The organism is Paracoccus jiaweipingae, from assembly GCF_044335505.1.
GTDB lineage: Bacteria > Pseudomonadota > Alphaproteobacteria > Rhodobacterales > Rhodobacteraceae > Paracoccus.
Genome location: NZ_JBISBS010000003.1, coordinates 346,679 through 359,677, shown reverse-complemented (window position 1 = coordinate 359,677; position 12,999 = coordinate 346,679). Strand labels below are relative to the sequence as shown.

Genomic DNA, 12,999 nt, shown 5'->3' with positions numbered 1-12,999 from the left:
TTTTAACCGGCTTTGCGGGCATCGGCTTGCACCGGGCGCGGCTTGGACCTAGATGTTGGGTAACGGAAAAAACAACGATCTCGGGATGGTGCCAGATGGCCGGTGACAAGCAGAACCTTCAGGACGCCTTTCTGAACCATGTGCGCAAGGCCAAGGTGCCGGTGACGATCTTTCTGATCAACGGCGTCAAGTTGCAGGGGGTCATCACCTGGTTCGACAATTTCTGTGTGCTGCTGCGCCGCGATGGCCAGTCGCAGCTGGTCTATAAACACGCGATTTCCACCATCATGCCGGGCCAGCCCATCAGCCTGTATGAAGGCGAGGACTGATTGACCGCATCCGATCCGCGTGACCTGACACAGCCCCGCGACCCGCACAGCACGCGCGCGCGGCCGACGCGGGCCTTTGTCCTGCATCCCGACCTTGGCGGCGATCGCCGTGCGCAGCGGCGCGACCCCGAACATGCACTGGCCGAGGCCGTGGCACTGGCCGAGGCGCTGCCCGCGATTGATATCGTGGGCGCGCAGGTGGTGCGGTTGCGCAAGCCCGCGCCCGGCACCCTGTTTTCGACCGGCAAGCTGGACGAGGTCGGCGCCGCGTTGCGGGCCGCTGCGGGGGGCGAGGGGGCGGAACTGGTGCTGATCGACGGCCCCGTGACCCCGGTTCAGCAGCGCAATCTGGAAAAGGCGTGGGACGTCAAGATTCTGGACCGCACCGGCCTGATCCTTGAGATTTTCGCCGACCGCGCCCGCACCCGCGAGGGGGTGTTGCAGGTGGAACTGGCGGCGCTGGCCTATCAGCGCACGCGGCTGGTGCGCGCCTGGACCCACCTCGAGCGTCAGCGCGGTGGTCTGGGTTTTGTCGGCGGTCCCGGCGAAACCCAGATCGAGGCCGACCGCCGCGCCATTGACGAACAGATGACCCGCCTGCGCCGCCAGCTGGAACGCGTGGTCAAGACCCGCAGCCTGCACCGCGCCGCGCGGGCCAAGGTGCCTTACCCGATCGTGGCGCTGGTGGGCTATACCAACGCGGGGAAATCGACGCTGTTTAACCGCCTGACCGGGGCCGAGGTGCTGGCCAAGGACATGCTGTTTGCGACGCTGGACCCGACGATGCGGGCGATCCGCCTGCCGTCTGCGGATGGGGCGCAGACCGGGCGCAAGATCATCCTGTCGGATACGGTGGGGTTTATCTCGGACCTCCCGCATGAGCTGGTGGCGGCCTTCCGCGCCACGCTGGAGGAGGTTCTGGAAGCCGACCTGATCCTGCATGTGCGCGATATTTCCCACCCCGAGACCGAGGAACAGGCCGCCGATGTCGGTGAAATTCTGGAAGGTCTGGGGGTCGAGGATGACGTCCCCCTGATCGAGGTGTGGAACAAGATCGACGCGCTGTCCGAGGACACCCGCGCCGCGCTGCGCCGCAAGGATGCGCGCACCCATGGCGTGCAGGCGGTCAGCGCCCTGACCGCCGAGGGGCTGGACGATCTGGTCGCCGCCATCGACGCGGCACTGGCCGAGGTGCTGAACGAGCCGCGCGAACAGGCGGTGCTGGTGCTGCCGTTTCAGGATGGCCGCCGCCGGGCGTGGCTGCACGCCGCCGGCGTGGTCGAGCGCGAGGAAAGCACCGAATCCGGTCAGCGAATGTATCTGCGCTGGACCGCCCGTCAGCGCGCGGGCTTCGAGGCCCTGTCAGCGGGCGATGACCCCGGCGCCTGAGGCCGCGCGCAATGCAGCGCCCAAGCGGCGGATGCCCCGCGACCTCGTGTCCACCGGGGGGCGGCGCCCCGCCCGTAATCTTCGGCACAGCAAGGGCATCGCGCAAGCCGCAGCAAGCAACAGATGCAGGTGACCTTTTTTTGGGGGGCGCTGAACAGGCGGCGATGCCCCGACGGTCCTGTCGGGCCTGCGTGACGTGATGATGGCGGCGCTGTTGTGCCTGCCCGACCTGCGGATGCCCCACCAGACCGCCCGCCCGCCAGCGGGCCAGCGCATCGCCACCCGGGCTGTAAAATTTTGTTAGCGCTTGACTTGCGTCAATGCACCGGGACGTGCAGCGGCGCATTGCGCAGATATGGACACTGACCCGCACAGACTGACCACCCAAGCCCCGCAGCGCCGCGCCTTTTTGCGCGGGCGCTTTCGGGCGCGACCGGCCAGGCCCCGGCCCTTTGGGGCATTGCCTGAGGCCGCCTTTTTGCAGGCCTGCACCGGTTGCGGCGATTGCGCCGCCGCCTGTGGGCAGGACATTATCCGCCGCGATGGCGACGGGCTGGCGGTGATCGACGCCCATGCCGGGGAATGCGTATTTTGCGGCGATTGCGTCACCGCCTGCACCACCGGGGCGCTGGTGGCGGATGGCGGCTGGCCGTGGCGGGCGGCGCTGGGGGAAGGCTGCCTGCACCAGCAGGGCATCACCTGCCGCGCCTGCGAGGATATGTGCGAACCCCGTGCCATCCGCTTTCGTCCGCAACCGGGCGGGCGCAGCCTGCCGCAGCTTTCACAGGCCGATTGCACCGGCTGCATGGCCTGTATCGGGGCCTGTCCCGAAGGCGCGATCACATTGCTGGCCGCGCCGCGCCCCGTCGCCCCGTCACCCTTTCAGGAGGCAAACCCATGCTGACCAATATCTGTGGCATTCTGGTCCAGTGCCGCCCCGACAAGGCCGATGCGGTGGCGTTGCACGCCGCGGCGCTGGACGGGGTCGAGCTGCACGCCCGCGACCACAATGGCCAGCTGGTGGTCACGGTCGAGGACAGCCCCGGCATCCCCGCCCATGACCGCATCATGCAGATCCACCAATTGCCCGGCGTGATCGCCGTCACGCTGACCTATCATTCCTTCGAAGACCATGACGGTCAGGCCGCGCCGGCCGCCTGACACCCCCCTTACCTCTGCTCCACAGCCATCGGAGACGACAGCCATGACACTTGACACCACCCGCCGTTCCATCCTGAAGGCCACGGCTGCCGCCGCGACCGCCTCGGCTGCGGGGATTGCGCTGCCCAATGGGGCGCTGGCGCAGACCCGGCAGGCAGATGACATCCGCTGGGACAAGGCCGTGTGCCGGTTCTGCGGCACCGGTTGTTCGGTGCTGGTCGGCACCAAGGATGGCCGTGTCGTGGCCACGCAGGGCGACCCCGATGCGCCGGTCAACCGGGGCCTGAACTGTATCAAGGGCTATTTCCTGTCCAAGATCATGTATGGCAGGGACCGCCTGACCACGCCGCTGCTGCGCAAGCGCAACGGCGTCTATGACAAGAATGGCGAATTCGAGCCGGTGTCCTGGGACGAGGCGTTCGACATCATGGCGCAGAAATGGAAACAGGCGCTGAAGGCCAAGGGACCGACCGCCGTGGGCATGTTCGGGTCCGGTCAGTGGACGCTGTGGGAAGGCTATGCCGGGGCCAAGTTCATGAAGGCCGGGATGCGGTCGAACAATATCGACCCCAATGCGCGCCACTGCATGGCCTCGGCTGTGGCGGGGTTCATGCGCACCTTCGGCATTGACGAGCCGATGGGCTGTTATGACGATCTGGAAAAGGCCGACACTTTCGTGCTGTGGGGCAGCAACATGGCCGAGATGCACCCGATCCTGTGGTCGCGTCTGACCGATACCCGGCTGACCCGCGAGGGCTGTCAGGTGCATGTGCTGTCGACCTTTGAACATCGCAGCTTCGAGCTGGCCGATAATGCGCTGGTTTTCAAACCCCAGACCGATCTGGCGATCCTGAACTATATTGCCAATTACATCATCCAGAACGATGCGGTGAACTGGGATTTCGTCAATAAACACGCCCTGTTCAAACGCACAGCGACCGATATCGGCTATGGCCTGCGCCCCGAACATCCGCTTGAGGAAGCCGCCGCCAATGCCGGTTCCGGCGAGATGTCGGATATGAGCTTCGAGGAATACAAGGCCGCCGTGGCCGATTATACGGTTGAAAAGGTCTCGGCCCTGTCCGGCGTGCCGGCCGACCGGCTGGAGGCGCTGGCCAAACAATATGCCGACCCCGATCGCAAGGTGATGTCGCTGTGGACCATGGGCTTCAACCAGCACACGCGCGGGTCATGGGTCAACAGCCTGTGCTATAACGTGCATCTGCTGGTCGGCAAGATTTCCGAACCCGGCAACAGCCCGTTTTCGCTGACCGGCCAGCCCTCGGCCTGTGGCACCGCGCGCGAGGTGGGGACGTTCTCGCACCGCTTGCCTGCGGATATGGTGGTCACCAATCCCGAACACCGGGCGATCTGTGAAAAGACCTGGGGTCTGCCCGAAGGCACCATTCCCGACAAGCCCGGTTATCACGCCGTGTTGCAGCACCGGATGCTGAAGGATGGCAAGCTGAACGCCTATTGGGTGCAATGCACCAACAACCTGCAAGCCGCGCCGAACATGAACGAAGAGGGTCTGCCCGGCTATCGCAACCCGGAAAACTTCATCACCGTGTCTGACCCTTACCCGACGGTGACCGCAATGGCCGCCGATCTGGTGCTGCCGACGGCAATGTGGGTGGAAAAAGAGGGCGCTTACGGCAATGCCGAACGCCGCACCCAGTTCTGGCGTCAACAGGTCGATGCCCCCGGCGAGGCCCGGTCAGATGTCTGGCAGGTGGTCGAATTTTCCAAGCGCTTTACCACGGATGAAGTCTGGCCCCAGGAATTGCTGGCCAAAAAGCCCGAATTGCGCGGAAAAACCCTGTATGAGGTGCTGTTTGCCAATGGCAGCGTGGATAAATTCCCGCTGGATCAGACCGCCGAGGGGTTCAATAACGCGGAATCGCGCGATTTCGGCTTTTACCTGCAAAAGGGCCTGTTCGAGGAATATGCCAGCTTTGGCCGCGGCCATGGCCATGACCTTGCGCCCTTTGACACCTATCACAAGGCGCGCGGCCTGCGCTGGCCGGTGGTCGATGGCAAGGAAACACTGTATCGCTTCCGCGAGGGCTATGACCCCTATGTCAAACCGGGGCAGGAGGTCAGCTTTTACGGCAAGCCCGATGGCCGCGCCTGGATCATCTTTGCCCCTTACGAACCGGCGGCAGAAAGCCCCGACAGCGAATTCGACCTGTGGTTCTGCACCGGGCGGGTGCTGGAACACTGGCATTCCGGGTCGATGACCCAGCGGGTGCCGGAACTGCACCGGGCCTTCCCGAACGCGGTGATCTTCATGCATCCGCAGGATGCCGCCGATCGCGGTTTGCGGCGCGGGCAGGAAATCGTCGTGACCTCGCGGCGGGGCGAATTGCGGTCCCGCGTCGAAACCCGTGGCCGCAACAAGCCGCCGCGCGGGCTGGTGTTCATGCCGTGGTTCGATGAAACCCAGCTGACCAACCTGCTGACGCTGGATGCGACCTGCCCGATTTCCAAGGAAACCGACTTTAAGAAATGTGCCGTCAAGGTGGAACGGGCCTGACCCGTTCCCCCGCCACCCCCTGTCACAGGACCGCCAGCCATGCCAGCCCCGCGCCAGCACGCCAGCCCCATGAACCGCCGCCGCTTTTTGCAGGATGCCGCGCGTGGCGTGGCGGGCTGTTCGCTGGCGGGCATGGCGATTGCGGCGCTGTCGCGTGACGCGCGCGCCCTGCCGGCGCAGGCCATCCGCCCGCCCGGTGCGCTGGCGGATGAGGGCGATTTCCTGTCCGCCTGCATTCGCTGCGGCTTATGCGTGCGCGATTGCCCCTATGACACGCTGAAGCTGGCGGAACTGGGGGTCGATGCGGTGGCGACCGGCACGCCGTTTTTCACCGCCCGCGATATTCCCTGCGAAATGTGCGAGGATATTCCCTGCGTTGCCGCCTGTCCGACCGGGGCGCTGGACCATGACCTGACCGACATCACGCAGGCCACGATGGGCACGGCCGTGCTGATTGATCAGGAACACTGCCTGAACTTTCTGGGGCTGCGCTGCGATGTCTGCTATCGCGTCTGCCCGGTGATCGACGAGGCCATCACGCTGGAGCTTCAGCATAACGCGCGATCGGGGCACCATGCCGCCTTTATTCCCACGGTTCACGCCGATAAATGCACCGGCTGCGGCAAATGCGAGAAATCCTGCGTGCTGCCCGAGGCCGCGATCAAGGTGCTGCCCACCCGCATCGCCCGCGCCGAAGGGGCCGGGCATTACCGTCTGGGCTGGGAAGAACAGGCCCGCAAAGGCGCACCCGTGGTCGAGGGGATCGAGGATCTGCCCGACCGGATGCCCGACCCCGTGCCCGCGCCCGCAACCCCACCCGGTGCCGCGCCCGGTCTGGCGCCGATGCCGGGCGATGGCGGCACTGTCGCCGATTTTGAACCGGTGATGAAACTTCCGGGGGCCAGACCATGAAACCGACCACCAAAGCCCCGGTCGGGCAGGAAGCCATTGCCGCCAAGGGCTGGCTGATGGCGCATCGTTTCCTGATCCTGCGCCGGCTGTCGCAGATGTTTTTCCTGTCGCTGTTCCTGATGGGACCGTGGTTCGGGATCTGGTGGGTCAAGGGCAACCTGACCGGGTCAATGACGCTGGATGTGCTGCCGCTGACCGACCCGTTCGTGCTGTTACAATCGCTGGCGGCGCGGCACTGGCCGGAACTGGTCGGGCTGACCGGGGCGCTGATCGTGGCGGGTGTCTATGCCGCGATTGGCGGGCGGGTCTATTGTTCATGGGTCTGCCCGATCAACCCGGTAGCCGATGCCGCGCATTGGCTGCATGAGCGGCTGGACCTGCCCAAAGGCTGGCAGCCCAAACGCCAGACCCGGCTGTGGGTGATGGCGATGGTGCTGGCCGTCAGCGCCATCAGCGGCACCATTGCGTGGGAATTCGTCAACCCGATCTCTATGCTGCATCGGGGGCTGATCTTTGGCATGGGCTTTGCCTGGGCCTTTGTGCTGGCGGTGTTCGTGTTCGATCTGGTGATCTCGCGGCGCGGCTGGTGCGGGCATCTGTGCCCGGTCGGGGCGTTTTACGGCTGTCTGGGGCAGGGCGCGTTGCTGCGCGTCAGTGCCGCGCGCCGCGATGCCTGTGACGATTGCATGGATTGCTTCGCGGTCTGCCCGGAAATGCATGTCATCACCCCGGCGCTGCGCGGCAAAGGCACCCAGACCCCGCTGATCCTGTCGCCCGACTGCACCAATTGTGGCCGCTGCATCGACGTATGCTCGGTCGATGTTTTCAACTTTACCCATCGTTTCGACGCGCGGCTGCGCCCTGTGCCCGCCCCGTCCCAGCCCCAACCTGCCCCCGACAAGAACGGAGCAATGACATGAAATGCATCCTTCCCCTGATTGCCGCCCTTGGCCTGACTGCGGGGGCCGCGCTGGCCGATAATGCGGGCGATGTCTCGTCGCTGCGCGCCGCGGCCCCCGATGACAGCGTCCCCGTGAACGAGGTCTTTCACCAGCGCGAGGGCCGGATGCCGCGCAATTACCGCCAGCAGCCGCCGCTGGTGCCGCACCAGATCGACAATTACCAGATCGACCGCAATGCCAACCAGTGTCTGGCCTGCCATGACTGGTCCAATGCCGGGGCGCGCAATGCGCCGACCCTGTCGATGACCCATTATCTGGACCGCGACGGCAACCAGCTGGATCAGGTCGCCGGCACGCGCTGGTTCTGCACCCAGTGCCACGTCCCGCAGGTCGATGCCCCGGCGCTGGTGGACAACACCTTCACGCCATCGGCCAGCCAGTAAGAAAGGGGGTCAGGAATGAGCAGCGAAAAAAACCCGCGCCCCGGTCGCCTGCGCCGGCTGTGGAACTGGTTCTGGTCACCGACAGCGGCATGGTCGCTGGGGGGGCTGCTGATTGTGGGCTTTGTTCTGGGCGTGCTGTTCTGGGGCGGCTTCAACTGGGGGATGGAGATGACGAACAAGGAATCGTTCTGCATCACCTGCCACGAGATGAAGGATAATGTTTACGCCGAATATCAGGGCAGCGTTCACCAGACCAACCATTCCGGGGTGCGCGCGACCTGTCCCGATTGTCACGTTCCCAAGGACTGGATTCACAAGGTGATCCGCAAGGTGCAGGCCTCGAAAGAGGTGTATCACCACCTGACCGGCTATATCGCGACGCCGGAACTGTTTGCCGAACACCGCCCCAAAATGGCGCAAAGCGTCTGGACAGCGATGAAAAAGACCGACTCGCGCGAGTGTCGCAACTGTCACAAATTCGAATATATGGACTTTACCCTTCAGGAAAACCGCGCCGCGCAGAACCACCAGCGGGCGATTGATCAGGGCATGACCTGCATCGACTGCCATCAGGGCATCGCCCATAACCTGCCGGCGAATTACCTGACCCTGTATGACGAGGTGGTCAAAAAGGTCGAAGCGGCGAAATAACCGGCCCGCCCGGCCTGATGCGCCCGGCCACATTCCCCGGCGCCTTTCCCCGGCCTGTCCGCATTGCGGGCGGGCCTTTTGCCGCGCTTAAAGCCCCAGCTCGGACGCCCATGGCGGGTTCGCCCCGCAGCGCGAAACGGTGACAGCCGCCGCACGCAGCCCCAGATCCATCGCCCGCGCCAGCCGGTCGTGGTCCAGACCCGCCAGCCCCTCGCGCGACAACAGCCCGTCGCGGGCCAGACCCGCCAGCAGCCCGGCGTTAAAGCTGTCACCCGCGCCGATCGTGTCGGCCACATGTGCCGGATGCGCCGGGGCCTGTGTCACCCCCTGCGCCGTATAAAGCTGCGCGCCACGGGCGCCGCCGGTCAGAAACACTGCGCGCGGCCCGCGTGACAGGATGCGCGCGATGGCATCCCCGGGGGCAGTGCCGGGGCAGATCCAGTCCAGATCGTCGCCGGACAGTTTGACCAGATCGGCCAGCGCAAACAGCCGGTCCAGCCGGGCCAGAAAAGCGGTGCGGTCGGGGATGAAAAAGGGCCGGATATTGGGGTCGATCACCACCGGCATCTGCGGGCGGGCGCGGGCGGCCAGTTCCCCGATCGTGGCGCCGCAAGGGTCGGGGACCAGACTGATGCCGCCGATGAACAGCGCCTGCGCATCCGCAGGCAGCGGGTCGGGCAGATCGCGCGGCGCAAACAGCCGCCCGGCGCTGCCCTCGTCATAAAAACGATAGCGCGCGTCACCGCCCGACAGGCTGACAAAAGCCAGCGTGGTGGGCCGGTCGGGGCGCGGGCACAGGGTGGTATCGACACCGGCCCCGGCCAGCCAGTCCAGCAGCATGGCGCCGAATTCATCGGTCGAGACCGGCCACAGATAGCCGGTCGGCACCCCCAGCCGCCCCAGCGCCACGGCGGTGTTACAGACCGCGCCGCCGGGCAGGGGCCGGAACAGCCCGTCCTGCGCCACCATGTCGATCAGCGCTTCCCCCGCGCACAGGATCATGGCCGCGCCCCGCTAATAGCCCTGAATGACGTAACCGCCCGCCGGGACCAGCCCGCCAAGCCCGCCGCCACCGCCGGTCTGAAACTGCCCTGATTGTTGTGCCACCAGCATCAGCACCGCCAGCACCACCAGCGCCGCAATCACCGCCAGCGCGATTTTCCATGCCGAATAGGGGCGTTCGCCCTGCACCTGCCCGCTTTGGCCATTGACCACGAAGCGATAGCTTTTGCCGTTATATTTATAGGCCGCCATCCAGACCGGCAGCAGGATATGCTTGAAGGTCTCGGCGCTGTGGCGGGTCTGGATCTGGTCGATGCGCTGTTCGTCGCCGCCAATATCGCGGCGCACATCCATCGCGATCACCCCGGCCATTTCCTGGCGCGCGATGCCATGACCATCCGACAGCGCCACGGTATAGCCCTCGGCGGTGAAGCCAGCCAGATATTGCGGGTCATAGCGGGTCAGATGCGACAGATCCCACGGCGTCAGCCCATCGGTCAGCCGCCGGGGCAGCGCGGTCGAGGCCAGCACCAGCACATCGTTGAACCGCCGCGCCACCCGGCCCTGCACCGCCCGCCAGCGGGTGCGCCGCACCTGCTGGGGCACGCGCTGGCTGCGGCCATTGACCTCGCGCGTGACATAGACGGTTTCGTAATAATAATCGCCGCGCTGCCCGGCATAGGCGCTGTCGGTCCGGGCGTCGAAGGTCCAGAAGGGGGAATAGACCCCGGTCAGCCGCCGCCCGCGCCGGGCATAGGCCACCAGCCCCGAAGGCGCAAACCACAGCCGCCCTAGCCAGTCCTCCATCGCGCGGCGGGCCTGATCCTCGGACAGAACGAAGGGCAGGACGCCCTGTGGCTTGATCTGACGGGTGGGACCGGTATCGGTGACCACCGGCGTGGCACAGAACGGACAGTCGGTGGCATGGGTGGGACCGTCGATTTCCATCCGTGCGCCGCAATTGGGGCAGGACAGGGTGCGGATGCTGTGGGCAATCTCGCTGCTGGCATCCAGACGCAAGCCGCGTTCCAGCGGAATTTCCACCAGTTCCGGGGCCTTGTGCTGTGCGTCCCATTGCAGGGCGCGGCCAGTGCCGGGCTGGTCCAGCAGGCGGTCGTCACCTTCGGCGCCGCCCCCGTCCTGCCGCGCCGGGGCGCGCGCCGCCCCCGGCGAAATGTGCTGGACATGCCCGCACCATGGACAGCCAAGCGCATCCTGACCCGGCGTAAAGCGCAGGCTGGCCCCGCAACTGTCGCAGGGAAAGCGGTATTCGCTGGGGGGCGTGGGCATGGCAGATCCGCTGGCAAAGGGGGCAGGGGCGATACCCCGCAGCCCGCCGCACCGGTATGATGTCGCACCGACTGGCGGGGCCGCGGGGATGAAGCGTCAGGGCAGCGGCGGGGGCGGCGGCGCGATGGTGAACAGTTGCGCCAGCTCGTCAACCTCGTCCGCGGGTTTCCAGCCGTCCTGCCCCGGTGTCCAGACCAGCGTTTCACGGCTGAAACTGCCATCGCGGACCAGCCGCCCCAGATGCGCGCGGCCATAGGGACCATCGGCCTGGCCGTCACGCGCCACATGCCAGACCCGTTCCGATTGCGGCAGCGGCGGCGGCACCGGGCTGGCGCTGGCGGGGGCGCTGCCCCACGGGCCGGTATAACCACCCTGCGGCGCGGCACCTGCGCCGCCCTGAGGCTGGCCCATCTGGCGGGCCATGTTCATGCCCATTGCCGCGCCAATCCCGGCGCCCATGCCCTGCGCAATGCCGCCGCCGCCCGGCTGTGCGGCACCGGTCATCACCGCCTCGGCGGTGGCATATTGGGTGAAACGGTCCAGATCACCGACGATGCCGATGCTGGTGCGCTTGTCCAGCATCTGTTCGACCTGATCGGGCAGGCTGATGTTTTCGATGTAAAATTCCGGGATGGTCAGGCCGTATTGGGCGACCGTGGGGGCAATCGCCTTGGCCACCATCTTGCCCAACTGGTCGGTATTGGCGGCCATGTCCAGAACCGGGATGCCGCTGCCCGCGATCATCCGGGAAAATTCCTGCACGATCACGTTGCGCAACTGAAAGCTGATCTCGTCACGGGTGAATTCGCCGTCGGTGCCGACGATTTCGGCCATGAACCGCGCCGGGTCGGTGACGCGCATCGAATAGGTGCCAAAGGCGCGCAGCCGCACCGGGCCAAATTCCGGGTCGCGGGCGATGATCGGGTTGCGGGTGCCCCATTTCAGGTCGTTGAAACGGGTGGTGTTGACGAAATAGATTTCCGATTTGAACGGGCTGCGAAAGCCGTGATCCCAGTGTTGCAGCCGGGTCAGCACCGGCAGGTTGTTGGTTTCCAGCATATACAGGCCGGGACCGAACACGTCCGCGATCTGGCCTTCATGGACAAACACGGCGGCCTGCCCCTCGCGCACGGTCAGTTTCGCGCCGTATTTGATGGCATTGCCACGGGTTTCGAACCGCCAGACCATGGTGTCGCGGGTGTCGTCGGTCCAGGCGATCACGTCGATGAATTCGCCGCTGATGAAATCGAAAAGCGCCATTCGGGGGGCCTCCTGTTGGATGCGTCACCGGTTCAAGCCGCGAACCGGGTCGTGGGTTCCGGTGCTTAATTGCCGACCAGTTCACGCGCGATCTGGTTGACGACGGGGCGGGCCTGTGCCGCGTTCATGCCCGGTTTCAGGCGCGGATCATACAGGATTTTCAGCAGCATTTCATCATGCAGCGTCAGCAGGGCGAATTCCTCGTCATCGTTGAAGATCGAGGGCCGGGCGCGGGGGCTGTCATTGGCCAGCCCCATGCCCTGTGCCAGTTCCTCGTGGATGCAGGACAGGCGCAGGCGCTGGGGCAGTTCGGCCCGGATCAGCGCCACGACCTGACTGTAAACCGGGTCGCTGCCGCGCGAATAGGCAAAGGCGGAACAGTAATTCTGCGGGTTCAGGTCGCGGATGGCGTGAATATCGGCGTCAGGGATGCCCGGCACCAGCCGCGACAGGCGGGGGCCGAAGGCGCGGCGTTCATCCTCGGTCAGGACCAGCACAAGGAAATTGCCGTTTGCGCCGGTCATTGACACCGGATGCCCGGAAACCTCGGACAGGCGGTTGGCAAAGCCCGCGATCATCGCGCTGTCACGGCTGCGGCTGGCGCTGTCGATGCTGTCGCCAAAGACGATCTGCATCCGCACCGGGTCGTGCCAGCGCCGCAGGGGCGCGGGCCGGGACCGGGCGACCAGATTATCCCCCTCGCGCGTGTATTCGTCGTAAAGCGCGATCTCGATGAAATCGCGGGTCAGGCTGTCGGCGGTGATGGGGGCGTCGGCGGGGCTGCGGTCGGCGCGCAAAAGGCCGCGCGACAACAGGCTGGATTCGACCTTGCGCAGATAAGCGGCGACGGCCTGACTGGCCGGGCCGGGCGCGGCCCCGTCGCGGTCGCGCGCGGCATCGGCGCGGCTTTTGCGCAGCGCGGCGGTCTGGGGCCGGGGCCGTGGCAGGGCCGAGCGTGACACAGACGGGGCCGCCTGCCGGGGCGCGGCGGTGGGCGGCGCGGACCGGGTTGACGGGCCAGCCGAACAGGCCGCCACGGCCAGCACCAGCCCCAGCGCCATGAAAAGGCCCACCCCGCGCAAGGCGGGGCGGGCGGTGCCGGAAAAATCAGCAATGCTCACGGC

At 66.0% G+C, this 12,999-nt stretch carries 13 protein-coding genes; 9 read left to right on the top strand and 4 right to left on the bottom strand.

Annotated features, from left to right (window positions below; all coding sequences use genetic code 11):
- Positions 1 to 95 precede the first annotated feature (95 nt).
- The 9 genes from hfq (at position 96) to ACFXP9_RS07895 (ending at position 8,323) form a co-directional block, all read left to right on the top strand.
- Positions 96 to 329 carry an RNA chaperone Hfq gene (gene hfq, locus ACFXP9_RS07935; RefSeq protein WP_020949330.1) on the top strand — a complete coding sequence of 78 codons (234 nt, stop codon included), beginning with the start codon at positions 96 to 98 and terminating at the stop codon, positions 327 to 329.
- Positions 330 to 1,718 (top strand): GTPase HflX, encoded by a 1,389-nt coding sequence (gene hflX, locus ACFXP9_RS07930; protein WP_397206777.1) that lies wholly within the window; start codon positions 330 to 332, stop codon positions 1,716 to 1,718. It begins immediately after the preceding gene.
- Positions 1,719 to 2,196: 478 nt separating this feature from the next.
- Positions 2,197 to 2,622, top strand: a complete 426-nt coding sequence (locus ACFXP9_RS07925; RefSeq protein WP_397206779.1) for a ferredoxin-type protein NapF — start codon at positions 2,197 to 2,199, stop codon at positions 2,620 to 2,622.
- On the top strand, positions 2,616 to 2,879 hold the full coding sequence (locus tag ACFXP9_RS07920; RefSeq protein ID WP_397206781.1) for a chaperone NapD: 264 nt from the start codon (positions 2,616 to 2,618) through the stop codon (positions 2,877 to 2,879). Before ACFXP9_RS07925 ends, ACFXP9_RS07920 begins: the two co-directional genes overlap by 7 nt.
- A gap of 43 nt (positions 2,880 to 2,922) precedes the next feature.
- A complete protein-coding gene (gene napA / locus ACFXP9_RS07915; RefSeq protein WP_397210134.1) occupies positions 2,923 to 5,415 on the top strand; it encodes a nitrate reductase catalytic subunit NapA in 2,493 nt (830 codons plus the stop codon).
- 39 nt (positions 5,416 to 5,454) lie between these two features.
- Positions 5,455 to 6,327 (top strand): ferredoxin-type protein NapG, encoded by an 873-nt coding sequence (gene napG / locus ACFXP9_RS07910; protein ID WP_397206783.1) that lies wholly within the window; start codon positions 5,455 to 5,457, stop codon positions 6,325 to 6,327.
- A complete protein-coding gene (napH, locus tag ACFXP9_RS07905; protein WP_397206785.1) occupies positions 6,324 to 7,247 on the top strand; it encodes a quinol dehydrogenase ferredoxin subunit NapH in 924 nt (307 codons plus the stop codon). The genes napG and napH overlap by 4 nt, the downstream gene beginning before the upstream one ends.
- On the top strand, positions 7,244 to 7,672 hold the full coding sequence (locus ACFXP9_RS07900; RefSeq protein ID WP_397206787.1) for a nitrate reductase cytochrome c-type subunit: 429 nt from the start codon (positions 7,244 to 7,246) through the stop codon (positions 7,670 to 7,672). The genes napH and ACFXP9_RS07900 overlap by 4 nt, the downstream gene beginning before the upstream one ends.
- 15 nt (positions 7,673 to 7,687) lie before the next feature.
- Positions 7,688 to 8,323: a NapC/NirT family cytochrome c gene (locus ACFXP9_RS07895; RefSeq protein ID WP_397206789.1), complete on the top strand. Its 636-nt coding sequence runs from the start codon at positions 7,688 to 7,690 to the stop codon at positions 8,321 to 8,323.
- An 87-nt stretch (positions 8,324 to 8,410) separates the two neighbouring features.
- Here the strand turns inward: ACFXP9_RS07895 and ACFXP9_RS07890 are convergent, their stop codons facing one another.
- From ACFXP9_RS07890 to ACFXP9_RS07875, 4 genes are all read right to left on the bottom strand, one after another.
- Positions 8,411 to 9,325, bottom strand: a complete 915-nt coding sequence (locus ACFXP9_RS07890; RefSeq protein ID WP_397206791.1) for a carbohydrate kinase family protein — start codon at positions 9,323 to 9,325, stop codon at positions 8,411 to 8,413.
- Between the two features lie 12 nt (positions 9,326 to 9,337).
- Positions 9,338 to 10,615, bottom strand: coding sequence for a TFIIB-type zinc ribbon-containing protein (locus tag ACFXP9_RS07885; protein WP_397206793.1), 1,278 nt, complete (start codon positions 10,613 to 10,615; stop codon positions 9,338 to 9,340).
- A gap of 96 nt (positions 10,616 to 10,711) precedes the next feature.
- Positions 10,712 to 11,875 (bottom strand): SPFH domain-containing protein, encoded by a 1,164-nt coding sequence (locus ACFXP9_RS07880; protein ID WP_397206795.1) that lies wholly within the window; start codon positions 11,873 to 11,875, stop codon positions 10,712 to 10,714.
- Positions 11,876 to 11,940: 65 nt separating this feature from the next.
- On the bottom strand, positions 11,941 to 12,996 hold the full coding sequence (locus ACFXP9_RS07875; protein WP_397206797.1) for a DUF2927 domain-containing protein: 1,056 nt from the start codon (positions 12,994 to 12,996) through the stop codon (positions 11,941 to 11,943).
- Positions 12,997 to 12,999 lie beyond the last annotated feature (3 nt).

Bases quoted from the DNA above. Each gene is read 5' to 3' on its own strand.
- ACFXP9_RS07880 (WP_397206795.1), bottom strand. From the start codon at position 11,875: ATGGCGCTTTTCGATTTCATCAGCGGCGAATTCATCGACGTGATCGCC.
- ACFXP9_RS07885 (WP_397206793.1), bottom strand. From the start codon at position 10,615: ATGCCCACGCCCCCCAGCGAATACCGCTTTCCCTGCGACAGTTGCGGG.
- napA (WP_397210134.1), top strand. From the start codon at position 2,923: ATGACACTTGACACCACCCGCCGTTCCATCCTGAAGGCCACGGCTGCC.
- hfq (WP_020949330.1), top strand. From the start codon at position 96: ATGGCCGGTGACAAGCAGAACCTTCAGGACGCCTTTCTGAACCATGTG.
- ACFXP9_RS07920 (WP_397206781.1), top strand. From the start codon at position 2,616: ATGCTGACCAATATCTGTGGCATTCTGGTCCAGTGCCGCCCCGACAAG.
- napH (WP_397206785.1), top strand. From the start codon at position 6,324: ATGAAACCGACCACCAAAGCCCCGGTCGGGCAGGAAGCCATTGCCGCC.
- ACFXP9_RS07890 (WP_397206791.1), bottom strand. From the start codon at position 9,325: ATGATCCTGTGCGCGGGGGAAGCGCTGATCGACATGGTGGCGCAGGAC.
- napG (WP_397206783.1), top strand. From the start codon at position 5,455: ATGCCAGCCCCGCGCCAGCACGCCAGCCCCATGAACCGCCGCCGCTTT.
- ACFXP9_RS07895 (WP_397206789.1), top strand. From the start codon at position 7,688: ATGAGCAGCGAAAAAAACCCGCGCCCCGGTCGCCTGCGCCGGCTGTGG.
- ACFXP9_RS07900 (WP_397206787.1), top strand. From the start codon at position 7,244: ATGAAATGCATCCTTCCCCTGATTGCCGCCCTTGGCCTGACTGCGGGG.